We start from the raw sequence: 19,380 nt of genomic DNA, 5'->3' as shown, positions 1-19,380 counted from the left end.
ACACGCCCCCGCCTCGATGACTGGCTACGCCACGGCTGGCACGATGACCACTGTGCAACAGTCCACCGATCCCGCCGCCAAGCCGACCAGTCGGAAACGTTTCCTGACGGTTGCCGCGCTCGCCCTCATGCTTGTTCCCTTGCTTGCCGGGTGCATCCGCGTGCAGGTGTCGATGGGAGTGTCCGCGAACGATCGTGTGACCGGACAGGTGGTAGCTGCCGCTATTCCGGCGAACGAGGCGGACAAGGGTCCGCAGCTGACCCCACCTTCGTCGCTGGAGGACAAGATACGGGTTCAGGAGTACAAGAAGGACGGGTACGTCGGCAGCCAGGCGTTCTTCAGCGACTTGTCCTTCGGTGACGTCGCCCAACTGGGCTCCATGTACGCCGAGGGGTCCGGGTCGTTCCAGATCACCCTCAAGCGATCCGGGGACACCGTCACGCTCGACGGCAAGGCAGACCTGAAGACGGTTCCGACTCAGGGCGCCGACGTCCAGGTCAGCATCGCCTTCCCGGCACGGGTCGGCACGACCAACGGAACACGAGACGGCGATTCCCGGGTGTCGTGGACCTTGCCCGCCGGCGAGGTGTCGACAATGCGCGCCGAGGTCAACTACGCGGACCCAAGCACCCGAAGCTTCGCCGGGTGGGCAGGAATCATGGCCGGGCTGGCGCTCGGTGTCGCGATTGTCGTCGGTGCGATGGCCTGGATGGCGCGCAATCGAGCACCGATCAAGCGCGCGCCCGCCGCGAAAGCACCGGTCATGAAGACGCCTGTCACGAAATCACCTGTCAGCAAGCAAGCTGACAACAGGAATCCGAAAAACACCGCGAAGTAGCGCCTGGCGATTGCCCCCTCGATTGGTGTCGAGCGGGGCAACCGGGATCAGACGGCTTGTGCTGTCCCGACAGAGGTGTCGGGGGTGAGACCGAGTCGCTCGAGGACCTCACTGGTGGCGCGCGCGAAGTTCAGCGTGATGAAGTGCAGGCACGGAGCGCCTTCGGCGATCAACCGCTCACCCATCTCGGTGGCCAGATCGATGCCGAGTTCGCGGACCGCTGCACGGTTCTCGTCCGGACCGCTTCCGGCCGCGGCGTCGAATCGACGCTCGAGAGCGGGGGGCAATGACGAGCCCGAGAGCTCGAGCATGCGCCGCACCGAGCGTAGCGACGTCACCGGCATGATCTCCGGGATGATCGGCTTGGCGCCCTGTTCTGCGTCGTACGCACTCACCCGGTCACGAAGACGCAGGTAGTCCTCCACGTCGAAGAACATCTGTGTGATCGAGTACTCGGCGCCGGCACGCAACTTCGACACCAGGTACTTCGTGTCGTATGCCAAGTCCGGAGCGCGGTAGTGCCCCTCGGGGAACGATGCGACGCCGACGTGGAAGTCGCCCAGGTCACGGACCATCCGCACGAGTTCCTCGGCGTACTCGACGCCTTCGGGATGCTTCTTCCACTCGCCGAGCGGATCGCCGGGCGGATCGCCGCGCAATACGAGGATGTTGCTGATCCCACGATCGGCGTAGGCACCGACCATGGCGCGAAGCTCTTCGGTGCTGTGTGAGACAGCAGTCAGGTGAGCAACCGGCCAGCAGGGTCGTCTCTTCGGCAAGTTCGCCGGTGACACGCACCGTACGATCGCGCGTCGAGCCACCTGCGCCGTAGGTCATCGAGACGAACGCCGGTCCGAGCCGCTCGAAGGTACGCACCGCACGCCACAGGCGCGCTTCGGCGTCCGCGTCACGCGGCGGCGAAAACTCGACCGAGAACGGAATACGGCTACCTGTCGAGGAAGCGATCCGATCGACGATCGACGGTGTTCGGGTGGCCCACCCCTCGCTTGAGCGGCCCCTGACTGGATCGAATGTCACCGGTCAAGCATATGTTTTCCAGCTGCAAACAAGCTCATCGCCCAGTACTGCGTATCCCGAATGTCAGGATCGCGCAGTTCACGGCCCGACCCGCCGTTGATTCCAACCCCTACTAAGCTGGGCCCCAAGCTCGCTTCCGTGTAACCATCCGGCGCGAGAACATACCGATCTTGGAGGCCACCCTGTCCGCAGGAACCGCGCGCGTTGGACAGAGTTCGACCAACACCGCACCGCATCCGACCTCACTCGAACTGCCAGGTCTGTTCGAAGCAGCGCTCCGCGACTTCTTCGCTTCACGCCGCGAACTCGTCTCGAACATCGGCGGTGGATACGAGGAGGCCGTCAGCACCCTCGAGGCCTTCGTCCTGCGCGGAGGAAAACGCGTCCGACCGTCGTTCGCCTGGACGGGATGGCTCGGCGCCGGAGGCGACCCGAACGGTAAGGACGCAGACGCGGTGATTCGTGCGTGCGCGGCCCTCGAACTGGTGCAGGCCTGCGCGCTCGTGCACGACGACATCATCGACGCATCAACGACCAGGCGCGGCTTCCCGACCGTTCACGTCGAATTCGAGGACCAGCACCGAGGCGAGGAGTGGAGCGGCGATTCCGCGCACTTCGGCGAGGCCGTCGCCATTCTCCTCGGCGACCTGGCCTTGGCCTGGGCTGACGACATGATCCGAGAATCCGGGATCAGCCCCGACGCGGCCGCACGAGTGAGCCCGGTCTGGTCGGCAATGCGCACCGAGGTGCTCGGTGGCCAATTCCTCGACATCAGCAACGAAGCCCGAGGCGACGAGACCGTCGAGGCAGCCATGCGGGTCAACCGCTACAAGACCGCCGCGTACACGATCGAACGCCCACTGCACCTCGGCGCCGCGCTGTTCGGTGCGGACGCCGAGTTGGTCGATGCCTACCGGACCTTCGGCACGGACATCGGTATCGCCTTCCAACTTCGCGACGACCTGCTCGGTGTCTTCGGAGATCCGTCCGTCACGGGCAAACCGTCGGGCGACGATCTCATCGCCGGTAAGCGAACTGTCCTGTTCGCGATGGCGCTTGCCCGCGCCGACGCCGCAGATCCGGCGGCAGCAGAACTGCTCCGCAACGGAATCGGCACCCAGCTGACCGACACCGAGGTCGACACTCTGCGCCAGGTGATCACCGATCTGGGCGCCGTCACCGACGTCGAAACGCAGATCGACACCCTCGTCGAGGCAGCTGCGAACGCCCTCGACTCGAGCACGGCAACGGCAGAGTCCAAGGCTCGCCTGACCGACATGGCGATCGCGGCCACGAAGCGAAGCTACTGACTGTGGCACACGTGCACCGCACTCGAACCGTCAGCTCGCCGACCGATCGAGTCGTGATCGTCGGCGCGGGACTTGCCGGACTGTCTGCGGGGTTGTATCTGCGTGGCGCCGGCCGCGACGTCACGATTCTCGAGAGCAACAGCTCGGTCGGTGGGCGAGTCGGTGTCTACCAGGGCAATGACTACAGCATCGACAACGGCGCAACGGTGCTCACGATGCCCGAACTCGTCGAAGACGCGCTTGCCGCCGTCGGTGCCGACCCAGCCTCGACAAACCCCAAATTCGTTGTGCACAAGCTCGACCCGACGTACCACGCGCGATTCGCAGACGGCACCGCTCTCGATGTCCACGCCGATCCAGAAGACATGGCTGCCGAGGTCTCCCGTGTCTGCGGGCCGGAAGAAGCGCAGCGATACCGTGCGTTGCGGCGATGGCTGAACCGGATCTTCGACGCGGAATTCGACCGCTTCATGGACGCCGACTTCGATTCTCCCCTCGGACTGGTCAATTCGCGTGACGCAGTCAAAGATCTGAGCCGGCTCGTCGCACTGGGAGGATTCGGGAAACTGGGCGGGCAGGTGGATCGCAAGATCCGCGACCCTCGCCTCCGGCGGATCTTCACCTTCCAAGCGCTGTATGCGGGCGTTGCTCCGTCTCGGGCCCTCGCGGTGTACGGGGCGATCGCTCACATGGACACCTCACTCGGCGTCTACTTCCCCGAGGGCGGGATGCGCACGATCGCCGAGTCGATGGCCGACGCCTTCACCGAGGCCGGCGGAATTCTGCATCTCGGCCGCACTGTCGAACGCCTCGAGGTGAGCGATCGGCGCGTGCACACCGTTCACACACGCGACGGCGAGCGCTTCTACTGTGACGCCGCCGTCCTCACTCCCGACATGGCCGTCACGGACTCGCTGTTGCGCCCGCATACGCGATTGCGTCCGCGCCCGGTGCGTACATCGCCGTCCGCTGTCGTGATTCACGGCACTGTTTCCTCCGCGGTCGCCGACGAATGGCCCGCGCAGCGACACCACATGATCGACTTCGGCGAGGCGTGGAAGCGTACCTTCGCCGAGATCACGGCACGCCGCGGCCGCGGGCGACTGATGAGTGATCCGTCACTGCTCGTCACCCGACCGGCACAGACCGATCCGAGCCTGGCCTTCTCGCGAGACGGCCGAATCCGTGAACCGCTGTCAGTCCTCGCGCCGTGCCCGAATCTGGACAGTGCAAGGCTCGACTGGGAAGTTCTCGGCCCGGCCTACGTGCGTGAAATCATCCTCACGCTGCAAGAACGTGGCTACACGGGACTGGTGGAGGGGTTCGATATCGATCACATCGACACCCCGCAGACCTGGCTCGAGAAGGGCATGGCCGCGGGTAGCCCGTTCGCGGCGTCACACACCTTCACCCAGACGGGGCCGTTCCGACGCAAGAACCTCGCCCGCGGCTTCGACAACGTCGTTCTCGCCGGATCGGGAACCGTTCCGGGGGTGGGAGTACCGACCGTTCTGCTGTCCGGACGACTCGCCGCCGAACGTATTACCGGTACACGGGAGCGAGCCAGCGCGGTGGGCACTCGTGCGAGCAACTAAACTAGCCCCTCGTAACCGACCATTCATCCACGATTCACCGACTCGGGCGCTGCATGCGCCGATCGACACCGATCTCCTCGGGGGAGGAACCTGCACCGATGACGTCCTCTGCCGCAGCCACTGAAAGACCGTGGCACCTAAGGGCCGCCAATTTCCTTCGGACTCCCGAAGGTCACAGTGCACTGCTCGGTTTCTTCGGCGCAGTCATGATCACTTTCGGCGGATTCGGTGCCGGTAGCGTCCGGCGCCAAGATCCGCTGCTCGAGTCGATGCATCTGTCCTGGCTCCGTTTCGGCCACGGATCGATTCTGTCGGCGGCCATCGTCTGGATCGGTGTCCTGTGCATGATCGCCGCCTGGGTTCGACTGGGCCGCTCGACTCTGCGCGGTGACGTCTCGTTGCGCGGATTGCGCTACGTCGTCCCGGTCTGGACGTTTCCGCTGCTGTTCGCGGTGCCCATGTTCAGCCGTGACGCCTACTCCTACCTGGCGCAAGGCGCGTTGTTGCGCAACGGCTTCGACCCGTATGCCGTCGGCCCCGTCGTCAATCCGGGAATCCTGCTCGACAACGTCTCAAACGTGTGGACGACGACAACTACCCCGTACGGTCCGGTTCACCTTCTCCTTGCCGACGCCATCGTTCGGCTGACCGGTGAGAACGTCATCGCCGGCACGATGCTGTTGCGGATCACGATGCTCCCCGGACTCGCCCTGATGATGTGGGCCGTTCCCCATCTCGCGACGAAGCTCGGCGGAAACACCTCGATCGCCCTGTGGCTCGCAGTACTCAATCCCCTCGTCCTGATCCACCTGATCGGCGGCGTTCACAACGAGATGCTCATGGTCGGCCTCATGGCCGCAGGCATTGCGCTCGCTCTCGAACGCAAGCACCTCTTCGGCATCGGGCTGATCGCGCTCGCCGTCGCGATCAAGGCAACCGCAGGCGTCGCACTTCCCTTCATAGTCTGGATCTGGATGATCCACGAGCGGGAGGACGCCGCAGCGGCCGGGCGAGAACCGGCGTCACCGATCCGATCGTTCGTCAAAACGGCCGGCGCAGGTTTCGCGGTGTTCGTGGCGGTACTCGGATCCACCTCACTGATCGCCGGAGTCGGCCTCGGCTGGACGACGGCACTCTCCGGTTCGGCAAAGATCATCAACTGGCTCTCGCTGCCCACGATCGTGGCGCACATCGGAACCATGGCAACCTCCTGGTTCGCCGGCGACCATTTCAACGACATCCTCGAAGTCTCCCGGACCATCTCGGCGGTTGTGTTGATCGCGATCATCGCCGTCGTGTGGTGGCGCTACCGCAAGACCGAGCGCGACGCCGTCATGGGCATCGTGATCGTGATGGTCGCCATCGTCGTTCTGTCCCCCGCAGCACTCCCCTGGTACTACTCCTGGCCACTGGCAGTAGCTGCCGGTTTCGCAATGTCGCCGACGACTCTCGCCGTACTGACCGGGCTGTCCACCTGGCTGATGCTGGTGTTCCAGCCGGACGGATCGATCGGCCTCTACACCTTCCCGCACGTGGCTCTGGCCATCGTCGCTGCCGTGATCGCGGCGATGTCCTTGCAGACGGAAGACCCACTGCGACTTCGTGGACGCAAACACGAGAAACCGATCGAAATGACGTCAGCCGCCTCGGCGCCCTCGACGTCAGGATCTGCGTGATCCGCGTGTCATGAACGCACTGCCTGCGTCCTATGAATTCTGCGAGGACGTGACGAGGGAACACGGCCGAACGTACTTTCTGGCCACCCGGTTGTTGCCCGTACCTCGACGCCGCGCAGTTCACGCGCTCTACGCATTTGCTCGCGTCGTCGACGACATCGTGGACGAACCCTCGGGTCCGCATGAACGAGGCACGGTGCTCGCCGACGTCGAACGTGCAGCCGTCAACGCACTCGACAACCCCACTGCGACAGGTGGCTTCCCGTCGACGGTTCCCCTCGACCTGACACGCGTACTCCCGGCCTTCGCGGATGCTGTGAAGACGTTCGACATCCCGCGCGCATATTTCGACGCCTTCTTCGAGTCCATGCGGATGGACGCCCCCGACACGGCGAAGTTTCGACCCGTTTACAACACGATGGACGAACTCAGCGAGTACATGTACGGCTCTGCCGTCGTCATCGGTTTGCAGATGCTCCCGATTCTCGGAGTGAGCGTTCCGCAGCAGGAAGCGGTAGTGCCCGCGTCGAATCTCGGTGAGGCGTTTCAGCTGACCAACTTCATCCGCGACGTCGGTGAAGACCTCGACCGGGGACGTCTGTATCTACCGGCGGGCGAGTTCGCCGCATTCGGGGTCGACATCGAGATGCTCGAGCACGGGCGCAGAACCGGAACGGTGGACGTTCGGGTCAAGCGCGCGCTGGCACACTTCATTGCCGTGACGCGGGGGCGGTATCGGTCTGCCGAATCTGGCATCCCGATGCTCGATCGGCGGGTCCAGCCGTCGATCCGCACGGCTTTCGTGTTGTACGGAGCAATTCTCGACCAGGTCGAGCGCGCCGACTTCCGGATACTGCATCGACGTGTGTCCGTTCCAGGACGCACGCGACTTCGAGTCGCTGCGCCGGGTCTGGTCCGGTCGGCAACCTACGCGGCGAAAAACCGCATGCGGTGAGTTGTCAGAAGGCCGGCAGCTCAGAAAGCCATGGCCTGTGCGCGGCGGATGACCTCACGCGCGAGATCACCATGCAGTGCGTCCACCGGGCGCCCCGGCAGGGAATCGTCGGCCAGGAACAACCAGCGGAGGATTTCGACATCGGTGTAGCCGCCGTCGTGCAGCACCGCCAGCAGACCGGGCAGCCACTTGACGATCTGGCCGTCCTCGCCGAAGAACACTTCGGGGACACCGAGAACGCCATGCCGCTTGACTGCGATGATCTTGTGATCGCGAAGCAACTGGTGAACCTTGCTCACCGGCAACCCGACGTTCTTCGCCACATCCACCAGCTGGAACAGGGAAACCGAAGAATCCAGAACATCATCACAATAAGGAATCGCGCTCACCGCGAGAAGTTTATCCGGTCCGGCGAGCCCGCTGTGTACCGCCCGGTGCAGTGCTCGAAACTGCCGCTCCGCTCAGGTCACAGCGCTCTGTGACGTTCTCGAGACTTCCGCGTCGGTATCGCTGGCTACGATGGACGGGATGCGGCGTATCAGTAACCGGGATTTCGCGGTGGATGTAAATGGGCGCCCTCACTGCGGGAGCCAGTACGCGGTAAACAACCACCCACATGCCGACAGCTACCACCTAGACCGCAAGCACGCAGATCGCAAGCACGGAGGAATAGTCATTACGGAGGTCGAGGGTTGATCGGCGAAATGCTCGAGCGCCGCTATCGAGTGGACGCACCGATCGCGCGCGGCGGTATGTCGACCGTGTATCGAGGCCTCGATACACGGTTGGATCGACCTGTCGCGATCAAGGTGATGGACCCGCAATTCGCCGGCGATCCAGCGTTCCTGACTCGTTTCGAGTTCGAGGCCCGGGCCGTGGCCCGACTCAAGCATCCGGCCCTTGTGGCCGTCTACGACCAAGGCAGCGATCGCAATCACGTGTTCCTCGTGATGGAACTCGTCGACGGTGGAACCTTGCGTGAACTCCTTCGTGAGCGCGGACCGATGCCGCCACACGCAGTCGCTGCAGTCGTGGCACCTGTCCTGGACGCGTTGGCGGTGGCGCATCGAGCGGGACTGGTTCACCGTGACGTCAAACCCGAGAACATCTTGATCTCGGACACCGGCGAAGTGAAGATCGCCGACTTCGGATTGGTGCGTGCAGCTGCGGCAGCAACCACCACCTCCAACAGCGTGATCCTCGGCACCGCGGCCTATCTGTCGCCGGAACAGGTGACGTCAGGAATTGCCGACACTCGAAGCGACGTCTACTCGACCGGTGTGTTGATGTTCGAACTTCTCACCGGTACAACACCGTTCACCGGCGATACGTCACTCTCCATCGCCTACCAACGCATCCACGACGATGTCCCGCGCCCAGGTTCACGTATCCCCGGTGTACCGGCGCAGTTCGATCGTCTGGTTGCCGAAGCCACTCACCGCGAGCCCGCACATCGTTTCGCCGACGCCGGTGAGATGGCAGCTGCACTTCGCAGTGTGAGCGAGCAACTGGAACTTCCGTCATACCGCGTTCCCGCTCCGCGTCGAAGCGCCCAGCACCAGAGCGCGCAAGTTGCCCCGGCCCGGCCACAACCGGCGCCCGCGCCTCCCACGGAGGTACACCCGAACTCTGCTGCGCGCCCGAACCCTGCTGCCACGACGGTATTGGCGTCCGACGTGGCCCCGGCTGTGGCAGCCACCACGGCGCTCGGCACGGGCTCTCCTCCCCCTGGCGGTATCCAGCACACTCGCGCGGTCACCGCACAAACTGCTCGTCCGGCGACGGTCGACGGTGACTCGGATTTCGACGACGGTTCCGATTTCGGCGACGACCACCCGGGGCACGACGATCCGCATGCTCATTTTGTCGAGGCACGTCGTAAATCGCGACGAGCCACCCTGATCTGGCTGCTCGTCATCGCGGTCCTCGCGCTCGCGTTGGGCTTCGGCGGATGGTGGATGGGATCTGGCCGCTATACAGCCGTTCCCTCGATCGACGGGCTGACCAAGGACACTGCGGTCACCGCTCTGCAGGACGCCGGGCTCTCCCCCGACGTCCAGGGTCAGTACTCCGACGCCCAACCCATCGACACGGTGATCGGGACAGACCCGGCCTCCGGCTCGAGGGTTACCAAAGGCTCGACCGTGGCGTTACTGACTTCGCTCGGGCGTCCGACTGTCCCGCCCATTCCGGCCGGCGGCGACGTCTCGGCCCTGGGCGCACAACTCGCCGACCGCACTCTCGTCGCGGTCGACGGCGGGGACACATTCAGCTCCAAGATCCCGATCGGCGGCGTGGCCGCGCTCGACCCGGCACCGGGAACCGAAGTTGCCGTGGGCTCCTCGGTCAAGGTCATCACGTCCAAAGGGTCACCGCCCGTAGACATTCCCGATGTGAAGGGCATGTCCGAGAACGCTGCGCGCGCCGCCCTCGACAAGGTAGGCATCTCAGTCAGCACCACCAGAACAACGTTCGACGACGCCGTCGAGGGCGGTAGCGTGATCGGCACCGATCCCGCAGTCGGGTCCTCCGTCAACGCCGGCACCTCCGTGGTTCTCCTCATCTCCGATTCCGTCAAGGTTCCCTCGCTGATCGGCCGCTCCGTCTCCTCAGCACGCGAAGAACTCGGCCGCCTCGGCCTCGAGATCACCGTGCGTCAGCTCACCCAGAACGACAGCTCGGTCATCATCAGCCAGAGCGTCAAGAACGACCTCGTTGCCAAGGGCACCGACATCAGCGTCGTCGCAATTCCCTGACAGTCCGCTTCGGCCTAATCTGAATTCATGGCCACGTGGGAACCCGAGAGCATTGGGATACTCGACTTGCCGTCGGGGAGATCGATTCGGGGTCGAGGACTCCGCAATCCACTTCCTTCCGGACCTCTCCCCACCTTCGGCGTCTATCTGACCGGCAAAGAACCTCCCGACACCGAATGGGAGTCGGAGTGGGTCCGCTGGCGAGATTTCTGGTTGCCGAGCGATCCCGATGCGCTGCGCAGGGCCTTGCACGAAGTGTGGGTGCGCTCGGAAACCGAAAGAGTCGAGATCGCTTGTGGTGGTGGATACGGCCGCACCGGAACAGCGTTGGCCGCTCTTGCCGTCATGGACGGAGTGCCCAGTAAGGACGCCACCGCGTACGTTCGCGCACGTTACTCACCTCGCGCCGTCGAAATGCCCTGGCAGCGCCGATTCGTCACACGATTCACGCAATAGCGAACGCCCCCACCTGCGCGAGCGGGTGAGGGCGGTTGCCGAAAATCTATGCCGGCGCGAATCAGCTTCGGCGAAGCAAGGTTTCAGCCTCGCAGCATCTCGGCCACGAGGAACGCGAGCTCCAACGACTGTTGGGTGTTCAATCGGGGGTCGCACGCCGTCTCGTAGCGACCGCCGAGATCGAGGTCGGAGATGTCCTGCGCGCCGCCGAGGCACTCGGTGACGTTCTCACCGGTCAGCTCGACGTGGATGCCACCCGGATGCGTGCCGAGACCGTTGTGGACCTCGAAGAATCCCTGGACCTCGTCGACGATGCGGTCGAAGTGGCGCGTCTTGTACCCGGTGGAGGCTTCGTGGGTGTTGCCGTGCATCGGATCGCACTGCCAGATGACCTGGTGACCGGTGGCTTGGACCTTCTCGATGATCGCCGGCAGCAGGTCGCGGACCTTGCCGTTGCCCATGCGCGAGATCAGAGTCAGACGACCTGGCTTGTTGGTGGGGTCGAGACGCTCGACGTATTCCACCGCCATTTCCGGCGTCGTGCTCGGGCCGATCTTGAGGCCGATCGGGTTGGACACCAACTCGGCGAAGGCGATGTGCGCGCCGTCGAGCTGACGAGTGCGGTCACCGATCCAGAGGAAGTGAGCCGACAGGTCGTAGAGCTTGGGGTGATCGCTGTCGTTGTCGAGACGCAGCATCGCGCGCTCGTAGTCGAGAACCAGAGCCTCGTGGCTGGCAAAGATCTGTGCCTGGTGCAGGCTCGGATCGGTGACGCCACACGCGTTCATGAACTGCAGGCCGCGGTCGATCTCGGCTGCCAGTTGCTCGTAGCGTGCGCCCGCGGGAGACGCTGCGACGAATTCGCGGTTCCAATCGTGCACCTTGTGCAGGTCGGCCATGCCGGCGCCGGTGAGTGCGCGAACCAGGTTCATCGCGGCGCTGGCGTTGGCGTATGCACGCACCAGTCGCGAAGGATCGTGGGCGCGGACTGCCTCGTCGGCGACGAGCGAGTTGATCATGTCGCCGCGGTAGGACTTCAGACCCAACGAGTCGATGTCGGCCGAGCGCGGTTTGGCGTACTGGCCGGCGATGCGAGCGACCTTGACGACCGGCATCGAGGAACCGTAGGTGAGCACGACGGCCATCTGCAGCAACGTGCGGATGTTTCCCTTGATGTGCGGCTCGGTGTTGTCCGCGAAGGTCTCGGCGCAGTCACCGCCCTGGAGCAGAAATGCCTCACCACGCGCGACCTGCGCGAGACGCTCTTGCAGCGCCTCGACTTCGCTGGCCACCGTGATGGGAGGCACGCTCTCGAGCACAGTCCGCATGGCGGCCGCCTGGTCAGCGGGCCACGAGGGCTGCTGAGCAGCGGGCTTCGCGAGCGCCTCGTCGAGCTGCTTACGCAGTCCGGCAGGCAGCGGCGGGAGTTCGGGCAAGCGGTCGATCGGCACGTCGACAGTCCAGTTCACCTCTACAGGATATTCGCTCGCTCGTCGGCGCGTCACACAGGCTCTCGATCGCAGCCCAATCGGAACACTTCCCACGCACCGAAACCTGGGTCAGCGAAGTGACCGTGCAGCCGAAATGGCGTCGAACTTCACGAGGTTGTGCCTGGCGTCGGCAAGTGCGTCGTGTGCGTCGGCGGGCGCCGACGGGAGGGCAGGACTGCCGTTGTCTTCCCAGAACTGTCGGAGTTCGCGGGTGTACCGCGGCATCGACTGCGGTAGTTCCGTCATGTCGCCCCACAACTGGCACAGCGCGACGTGGTCGTAGGCGGCGACCCACGCCCAGAGCTCCGGAACCACCATCGGCCGCGGAACGAAGAATTTCAGAAGATCGTCGCGGATCTTCTCGCGTGATTTCCACAGCGGCGACGAAGGCTGCGGCAACTTCGGCAGCACGTTCTTGCGCACCCAACTACCGGCACGGGCGGGATCGAACTCCGTCGAAACCGCGTAGTACTCTCGGCCGTCCTCACAGACAACGCCGATGGACACGAGATCGATGGTTCGACCGTCTTCGATGAATTCACAGTCGTAGAAGTAGCGCACGTCCGAAAACTATGCCGCACGCGCAGGCTCTGGAGCCAATGCGCGTGCGGCCGGTGTGGGAAATCTCTAGCTGGCTTGTGCGTCCGGGAGCGAATCCTTGTCGGACTTCGCGGATTCCTTCGACTCGGCCGAGGCCACGAGATCGACAACCGACTCGCCGCCTTCCGCCGGAACGTCGACGGCAGCTTCGGGTTTCGTGGGCGCCTGGTTCTTGAGGCTTGCCGCGTAGATGTCCACGTACTCCTGGCCGGAGAGTTTCATCAACTTGTACATCACCTCGTCGGTCACAGCGCGCTCGACGAAGCGGTTTCCGCCCATGCCTTCGAAGCGGGAGAAATCGATGGGTTCGCCGACGATCACGGTGACCTTGGCGGGACGCCACATCCGTGAGCCGATCGGATTCATCTTGTCGGTGCCGACCATCGCTACCGGGATCACCTTGACGCCCGATTCAAGTGCGAGGCGCGCCATTCCGGTCTTGCCCTTGTAGAGGCGACCGTCAGGCGAGCGCGTCCCCTCGGGGTAGATACCCAGCAGGCTGCCCGAACCGAGGACCTTGAGACCGGCGTTGAGTGCATCCTGCGCCGCGTCTGCACCGGTTCGGTCGATAGGGACCTGACCGACCGCGGTGAAGAACCACTTCTGGAAAGCGCCCTTCAGACCGGAACCGGTGAAGTACTCACTCTTGGCAAGGAACGTGATGCGGCGGTTGACGCGAAGCGGAAGGTAGAACGAGTCCAGAACCGCCTGGTGATTGCTGGCCAGAATGGCCGCCCCGTCAGTCGGAATGTTCTCGTGACCCTTGACCGTCGGACGCCCGAGCAGCCAGAGAATCGGCCCCAGCAACACATACTTGAAGAGCCAATACCACACGGCGTCCCTCCCATTCACAGCTGAATTTCGCTGAGTACGACCTTACTGCCGACCGGTAACCCCCGCTACACACGCCCCTGCAGGATCGACCCGATCACAGTCCGGCAGACGTGGTTCCAGCGCCGTCGACCCCACCGAGATCCTGAGGCACTACCGATCGGGCCAATGCGGCGGCGCCGACCATGCCCGCAGCTTCGCCCAGCTGAGCGGAACGGATGCGGGCCAGTGGGCGGTGCTTCGCCCCGGTCAACAATGTCGCGTATTGCTCGCGGGCGTCGTCGAGAAACAGTGGGGCAGAACTCGCGACGCCGCCGGCGATCACGACCAGATCGGGATCGTAGACGTCACCGACCATGGCCAGACCCACGGCCAGCCAACGGGTGAACTCGGCGATCGTTGCCAGCGCGAGTGGGTCACCGTCCTGCGCGGCGTTGGCGATCCGGCGACCGGTGAGCGAACCAGGATCCACCGCTACCTCGCGCGCCAGGACCGTCGACGCGGCCGGGTCGGCGGCAAGCAGTTCGATTGCCGTGTCGACGAGCGCCGTTCCGCTGCAATAGCGCTCCCAACACCCACGTTTGCCACACGCGCACTGACGCCCGCCCGGAACGACCTGGATGTGGCCCAGTTCGGGGGCGACGCCGTGACTCCCCCGGTACAGCTCACCGTTGATCAGCAGCGCTCCACCGATTCCGGTCCCGATTGCCACCATCACGACATTGCGGCCACCTGCGGCCGCGCCGAATCGGTGCTCCGCGAACGCCGCTGCATTGGCGTCGTGTTCGAGAACGACCGGCAAGCCGAGCCGCTTGCTCAAGTCACTTCCGACCGGCGCGTCCACCCACGGCAAGTGCGGAGCGAACCGAACCGAGCTTCGATCGGAGGTGATGAAGCCGGCGACCGCCAACCCCACGGCCGATACCTCGTGCCTGGTGACCAATTCGCGCACGACGCGATCGAGACCGTCTTCGAGTGCCCTGGCCGACTGCGGGGTCGGGGCTTGAATCATCTCGAGCACTTGTCCGTCGACGTCCACGACGGAGGCCCTGATACTCGTCCCGCCGACGTCGATGCCGACCGTCAAGATGTCGTCCATGGTGGAGTCGGAGACCGCTTTCAAGCGGCGCGCGCTCATCGCGACGATTCCCGCGCGAGCGGCGTCCGCTGGAGTGCGCACCCTGAATCGGTGCCTCGTGCGTCGGTGACCATTGTGTCGATTGTGCTCATCTCGGGCCGTTCGCTCTACCCGGGGTACTGAGTCAGTCCTTGACCGTCACGTTGATCGGGACAAATGCCGCCGTGCGAGTTCGCTCCGCACCTGGCGTCGTCGGACCGCCGTCCGGTCCACGATCGGGACCTGACGGCCCCCCGAGAAACTCGTCGAGAATCTCACGAAGCAACGCAAGGAATGCTGCTGCTTGACCCGCGAGGAATGCCAACAGTTCGTGGTGCTCACCGCGAACCAGTGCGGCGAGGGCGCACACCGGGCACCAGCTGCAGCCGGTGAACACCGGCTGCGTGTCCGTGGACGCCGAGTCACTCGCAACGTCTGCCGTCGCTGCTGCGGCCTTCTGCAGCACCGGTTCCAGGCGCGTCAGAACGGTTTCCGCCAGCGCGCGAAACTCCGCGACGAGGCGCTCGTGCTCTTCGCTCATACCGGCCACACCGCGGGATCCGGGCTGAACCGGATGATCAGGTAACTGCCGTCCAACTCCGCCCCGTTCACGACACAACGACGCAGCACCGACGCCAAACGAACTCTGCGTCGTACGCCGTCTGCTCCCACCAGCACATCGTCCTCCACCCGGCCCAACGACAACGACGACGGATCCACGAGCGGAAGGTACATCCGCATCACGTACACCGAATCGACTCCGGTCCCGGACTCCAACGACACCACGATGTTGTCCGCGGTACCGACGGTGCCCGAATCCGTGCCCGTTCCACCCTCGAACGTGGCCGCGATCTCGCCCAGAGCGGCCAACCCTACCGGTTCGGCGCAAGCGCGTTCGACCGTTGTGACGGACATTCCATCGGTTGATCCACGCAGTTCGTCCACGACGAGTGCCTGAGCCGCCCGGATCGACGCGAGCCACTGCGCCGCCGGTGAATCGTCGACACCCTTCCCGGCCGACGAGTTGAACTGCGGGACAAGGTTGTTGACCACAATCCCGTCAACTCGCAACCCGGCCAGAGCCAGCCCGGACAACGTCCGACGAGTCGCCGCGACCGACACGCCGTCGGCCGACGTCACCACACGCACGCCGGTGTTCTCCCGATCCGAGAGGTGAACCGCGATCCGATCCACCGACGCGAGCACGCGTTCGACGACGGACACGAGCAGGAGCAGCCGCATGTCCGTACCTGTCACAGCGACCATCCGCCTGTGCCGCGGCCACAATCGCTCGAGATACTCCGACACCATCGACGGCGAGCCGAGTATCCGCAGCGCTTCGGCTGCGGCCGGACAGTCCACGATCACGACGTCGTAGTCGCCGCTGTCCGAGAGGTCGACGATCTCGGCGAGCCCGAGCATGTCTTGGATGCCCAGGGATCCCGTCAACTCTTCCGGTTCCAAGCCCTCGAACGACGAACCGTGTTCGTGATCTCCCGCTCCGAAAGTTCCTGCAGCGTCGATCAACCCCGACAATCCTCGGAACTTGTCCTCGAGGAGCGCTGACGTGTCGAGTTGCCGGACGTCGAGACGCTCGGTGAGAGATGTGGTCGTTCGCGGATTCGGCACGCCCAGGACGTCTGCAAGAGAACCTGCCTGATCGATCGACACGAGCAGCACTCTCGCCCCATCGGTCGCAGCCGACACAGCAGTCGCTGCGGCAAGCGTCGTCGTGCCTACTCCGCCTTTACCGACGAACAGTTGGACGCGCGATCGTTGCTCCGGCACTCAGCCCTCGACTCGCTTCTTCAGTTCCTTCAGAGCTGTGTCGGTGATGATCTTCTCGGCCTTGCGCTTGAACAGTCCGATCATCGGAATCGTCAGGTCGACCGTCAACTCATAGGTGACCGACGTGGTGCCGTTCGGGCCGGGCTCGAGTGTGTACGAACCGAATTGGGACTTCTGAATCTCGCCCGAGATCAGCTCCCAACTCACCGCCATACCGTCCGGTGCCCACGAATACTGCAGTTCGTAGGTGTCCTTCACCATCCCCGCGTCGAGGACGAAACGTACTCGGTCCGCGCGGCCGCCCTGTCCCGGCGCCGTCACCTCGACGGACTTCGCCGCGGCCACCCACTCGGGGTACCGCTCGAAATCGGCGATGACGTCCATCACGGCGTCGGCAGGAGCGTCGATGCTGATCAACCCCTTGGTCTTCTCGGCCATACGACTGCGCTACCTTCCTTCGTCAAAAGTCCAGAACCTGCACAACGTGCAGTGCTTCGATTATCAGTCCGGTGCTACTCCGGCGGCACGTCCCGCTTCGAGTTCGCGTTTGAGCTGGAACGACATGACCTTGCCATCGACCCGACGCTTGCGGTTCATCCCGGCGAGGTCGAGGGTCGCCAGATCGGACGGCGATACGCCGACCGGCTCACAGTGCAGGAAGTAGTGCGCGATCGTCCCGTCCATGGCCGGTTCGAGCCACACCTCCATGGTGCCGACCAGCTGACCGGACACTCCCCAACGGAATCCTGCGGGACCGCGATCTTCCCGGACTTCGAGCTCGAGATCACTGAACCAGCGACGCCACTGCGCGCGCGAGGACAACAGTTCGGCGACCCGCTCGGGCGGGGCGGCGATGAAAGTCTGGTCTGCGACCTGAATGCTGCTCACCGAAGTAGCTTCACATATCGCGTCCGCGAAGCGTCGAGGGGTGTCGCAACACTACATACCGGACAGACTGTAAGCCTGGCCACAACTGCGTCGGACATGCGACTACAGTAGGAGACGAAAACCCTACTCGTCAGTATTTCGCAGTGTCGGAGGTATTTCGTGCCTGAGTTCAGCGCACCCCAGACGTTCACCATTCCCGAGGATGCCTCCGCGGTCGACTCGGTCTTCGCCTTCGCGAAGACGAAGCCGGCGGCGGTTGTCTACAAGCGCAAAGTCGGAAATGCATGGGTCGATGTCACTGCAGGCGATTTCGCCGCTCAGGTGACTGCCGTCGCCAAGGGCCTCATCGCGATCGGCGTCAAGCAGGGCGACCGCGTCGGCCTCATGTCGGCGACGCGTTTCGAATGGCCGCTCGTCGACTACGCCATCTGGGCAGCCGGTGGCGTGACGGTTCCGATCTACGAAACCTCCGCAGCCGAGCAGGTTCGTTGGATTCTCGAGGACTCCGAAGCAATCGACCTCATCGTCGAGAACGACACTCACGCCGCGACCGTGAAGGACGTCGCTGCAGCCGCACCCGCGCTGCGCACGGTCTACCAGATCGATGCCGCGGCGGGCGGTAAGGGTGCCGTCGAGGAATTGACCGCACTGGGCGCCGACATCTCCGACGAGGACGTCCACGCCCGCGTCGCGGCACTGAAGGCATCCGATCCCGCGACCCTGATCTACACGTCGGGCACCACAGGCCGACCCAAGGGCTGCCAGCTGACGCACTCCAACCTGATTGCCGAGTCGAAGGGCATCCTCGACTCCAACCTCGGCACGCTGCTCAAGACTCCTGGCGTCCGCACGCTGATGTTCTTGCCGCTCGCGCACGTTCTCGCTCGCGCAGTCAGCATCGCGTCGTTCGACGCCGGTGCAGCGCTGGGGCACACGAGTGACATCCCGAACCTCGTTCCGACGTTCGGCGAGTTCAAGCCCGACTTCATCCTCTCGGTGCCGCGCGTGTTCGAGAAGGTCTACAACAGCGCACGCGCCAAGGCGCACGGCGACGGCAAGGGAAAGATCTTCGACGCGGCCGCAGACACCGCCGTCGCGTGGAGCGAGGCGCAGGACAAGGGCGGCGCCGGCATCGTTCTCAAGGCCAAGCACGCTCTCTTCGACAAGCTCGTGTACTCGAAGCTGCGCGCAGCGCTCGGCGGGCAGTGCCAGCTGGCCATTTCCGGTGGTGCACCTCTGGGCGCTCGACTCGGCCACTTCTTCCGCGGTATCGGTGTCACGATCTACGAGGGCTACGGACTGACCGAGACCACCGCAGCGTTCGCCGTCAACACCATCGGCGCACAGAAGGTCGGCTCTGTCGGAAAGCCGTTGGCCGGCAACTCCGTTCGTATCGCAGAAGACGGCGAAATCCTCCTCTCGGGACCGGTGGTCTTCACCGGCTACTGGCGCAACGAGAAGGCGACCGCCGAGTCGATCGAGAACGGCTGGTTCCACACCGGCGACCTCGGCACCGTCGACAAGGACGGCTACATCACCATCACCGGCCGCAAGAAGGAAATCATCGTCACGGCAGGCGGCAAGAACGTCTCCCCCGCTCAGCTCGAGGATTCCCTTCGCGCGCACCCGCTGATCAGCCAGGCCATCGTGGTCGGCGACCAGAAGCCTTTCATCGGCGCCCTCATCACCATCGACGCCGAAGCTCTTCCCGCCTGGAACGAGCGCAACAACAAGGCCGCAGGAACCACAGCGGCCGACCTGGTTTCGGACGGCGAACTGGTCGGCGAAATCCAGGACGCCATCGACGAGGCCAACAAGCTCGTCTCACACGCCGAGGCGATCAAGAAGTTCCGCATTCTTCCGGTCGACTTCTCCGAGGACACAGGCGAACTCACGCCCACGATGAAGCTCAAGCGCAACGTCGTGCACGAGAGCTTTGCCGCCGACATCGAAAAGATCTACGCCAAGTAGTCTTTCGCCGATCAGTCCTCTGCCGACACGAACGTGCCGACATGAACGGCCCGCACCGAATTCGGTGCGGG

Annotated in this window: 17 protein-coding genes and 1 pseudogene; 8 read left to right on the top strand and 10 right to left on the bottom strand. The window is 64.3% G+C overall.

Annotated features, from left to right (window positions below):
• The first annotated feature begins 43 nt into the window (after window positions 1–43).
• On the top strand, window positions 44–838 hold the full coding sequence (locus tag ABIE52_RS04975; protein ID WP_075833434.1) for an LppM family (lipo)protein: 795 nt from the start codon (window positions 44–46) through the stop codon (window positions 836–838).
• 47 nt (window positions 839–885) lie between these two features.
• Here the strand turns inward: ABIE52_RS04975 and ABIE52_RS04970 are convergent.
• Window positions 886–1,876 (bottom strand): annotated as a pseudogene (locus ABIE52_RS04970) (methylenetetrahydrofolate reductase).
• Between the two features lie 170 nt (window positions 1,877–2,046).
• On the opposite strand from ABIE52_RS04970, the gene ABIE52_RS04965 reads away from it, so the two are divergent.
• The 4 genes from ABIE52_RS04965 to ABIE52_RS04950 all read left to right on the top strand — a co-directional run bounded on the left by ABIE52_RS04965 (window position 2,047) and on the right by ABIE52_RS04950 (window position 7,412).
• Entirely contained in the window at window positions 2,047–3,186 is a 1,140-nt protein-coding gene (locus ABIE52_RS04965; RefSeq protein WP_007730074.1) for a polyprenyl synthetase family protein, read from the top strand.
• A gap of 2 nt (window positions 3,187–3,188) precedes the next feature.
• Window positions 3,189–4,781: a phytoene desaturase family protein gene (crtI, locus tag ABIE52_RS04960; protein WP_007730073.1), complete on the top strand. Its 1,593-nt coding sequence runs from the start codon at window positions 3,189–3,191 to the stop codon at window positions 4,779–4,781.
• A 98-nt stretch (window positions 4,782–4,879) separates the two neighbouring features.
• The gene (locus ABIE52_RS04955; RefSeq protein WP_003941737.1) at window positions 4,880–6,457 is read left to right on the top strand and encodes an alpha-(1->6)-mannopyranosyltransferase A; all 1,578 of its coding nucleotides are present in this window, start codon (window positions 4,880–4,882) and stop codon (window positions 6,455–6,457) included.
• Between the two features lie 10 nt (window positions 6,458–6,467).
• Entirely contained in the window at window positions 6,468–7,412 is a 945-nt protein-coding gene (locus ABIE52_RS04950) for a phytoene/squalene synthase family protein (protein ID WP_007730072.1), read from the top strand.
• A 20-nt stretch (window positions 7,413–7,432) separates the two neighbouring features.
• On the opposite strand, the gene ABIE52_RS04945 is transcribed toward ABIE52_RS04950, so the two are convergent.
• Window positions 7,433–7,801 (bottom strand): Rv2175c family DNA-binding protein, encoded by a 369-nt coding sequence (locus ABIE52_RS04945; RefSeq protein WP_003941747.1) that lies wholly within the window; start codon window positions 7,799–7,801, stop codon window positions 7,433–7,435.
• A 303-nt stretch (window positions 7,802–8,104) separates the two neighbouring features.
• On the opposite strand from ABIE52_RS04945, the gene pknB reads away from it, so the two are divergent.
• A complete protein-coding gene (pknB, locus tag ABIE52_RS04940; RefSeq protein ID WP_083197675.1) occupies window positions 8,105–10,168 on the top strand; it encodes a Stk1 family PASTA domain-containing Ser/Thr kinase in 2,064 nt (687 codons plus the stop codon).
• A 27-nt stretch (window positions 10,169–10,195) separates the two neighbouring features.
• The gene (locus ABIE52_RS04935; protein WP_003941706.1) at window positions 10,196–10,624 is read left to right on the top strand and encodes a protein-tyrosine phosphatase family protein; all 429 of its coding nucleotides are present in this window, start codon (window positions 10,196–10,198) and stop codon (window positions 10,622–10,624) included.
• A gap of 83 nt (window positions 10,625–10,707) precedes the next feature.
• Here ABIE52_RS04935 and ABIE52_RS04930 read toward each other — a convergent pair whose 3' ends face one another.
• The 8 genes from ABIE52_RS04930 to ABIE52_RS04895 form a co-directional block, all read right to left on the bottom strand.
• A complete protein-coding gene (locus ABIE52_RS04930; protein ID WP_007730070.1) occupies window positions 10,708–12,093 on the bottom strand; it encodes a class II 3-deoxy-7-phosphoheptulonate synthase in 1,386 nt (461 codons plus the stop codon).
• Window positions 12,094–12,183: 90 nt separating this feature from the next.
• Window positions 12,184–12,675, bottom strand: coding sequence for a polyadenylate-specific 3'-exoribonuclease AS (locus tag ABIE52_RS04925; RefSeq protein ID WP_003941683.1), 492 nt, complete (start codon window positions 12,673–12,675; stop codon window positions 12,184–12,186).
• Window positions 12,676–12,741: 66 nt separating this feature from the next.
• Window positions 12,742–13,548: a lysophospholipid acyltransferase family protein gene (locus ABIE52_RS04920; RefSeq protein WP_003941692.1), complete on the bottom strand. Its 807-nt coding sequence runs from the start codon at window positions 13,546–13,548 to the stop codon at window positions 12,742–12,744.
• Between the two features lie 94 nt (window positions 13,549–13,642).
• A complete protein-coding gene (locus tag ABIE52_RS04915; RefSeq protein WP_020969875.1) occupies window positions 13,643–14,683 on the bottom strand; it encodes an ROK family protein in 1,041 nt (346 codons plus the stop codon).
• Between the two features lie 124 nt (window positions 14,684–14,807).
• Window positions 14,808–15,203: a hypothetical protein gene (locus ABIE52_RS04910; protein WP_042453569.1), complete on the bottom strand. Its 396-nt coding sequence runs from the start codon at window positions 15,201–15,203 to the stop codon at window positions 14,808–14,810.
• Window positions 15,200–16,450, bottom strand: coding sequence for an ArsA family ATPase (locus ABIE52_RS04905; RefSeq protein ID WP_054826515.1), 1,251 nt, complete (start codon window positions 16,448–16,450; stop codon window positions 15,200–15,202). Before ABIE52_RS04905 ends, ABIE52_RS04910 begins: the two co-directional genes overlap by 4 nt.
• Window positions 16,451–16,888: an SRPBCC family protein gene (locus ABIE52_RS04900; protein WP_003941701.1), complete on the bottom strand. Its 438-nt coding sequence runs from the start codon at window positions 16,886–16,888 to the stop codon at window positions 16,451–16,453.
• 63 nt (window positions 16,889–16,951) lie between these two features.
• Window positions 16,952–17,338: an SRPBCC family protein gene (locus ABIE52_RS04895; protein ID WP_054827545.1), complete on the bottom strand. Its 387-nt coding sequence runs from the start codon at window positions 17,336–17,338 to the stop codon at window positions 16,952–16,954.
• A 159-nt stretch (window positions 17,339–17,497) separates the two neighbouring features.
• On the opposite strand from ABIE52_RS04895, the gene ABIE52_RS04890 reads away from it, so the two are divergent.
• On the top strand, window positions 17,498–19,309 hold the full coding sequence (locus ABIE52_RS04890) for an AMP-dependent synthetase/ligase (protein WP_192712917.1): 1,812 nt from the start codon (window positions 17,498–17,500) through the stop codon (window positions 19,307–19,309).
• Window positions 19,310–19,380: the final 71 nt, after the last annotated feature.

Source organism: Rhodococcus sp. OAS809, from assembly GCF_040546695.1.
GTDB lineage: Bacteria > Actinomycetota > Actinomycetes > Mycobacteriales > Mycobacteriaceae > Rhodococcus_F > Rhodococcus_F qingshengii.
Note: the sequence above shows the minus strand (reverse complement) of the source record. Positions and strands in the feature narration are given on the sequence as shown.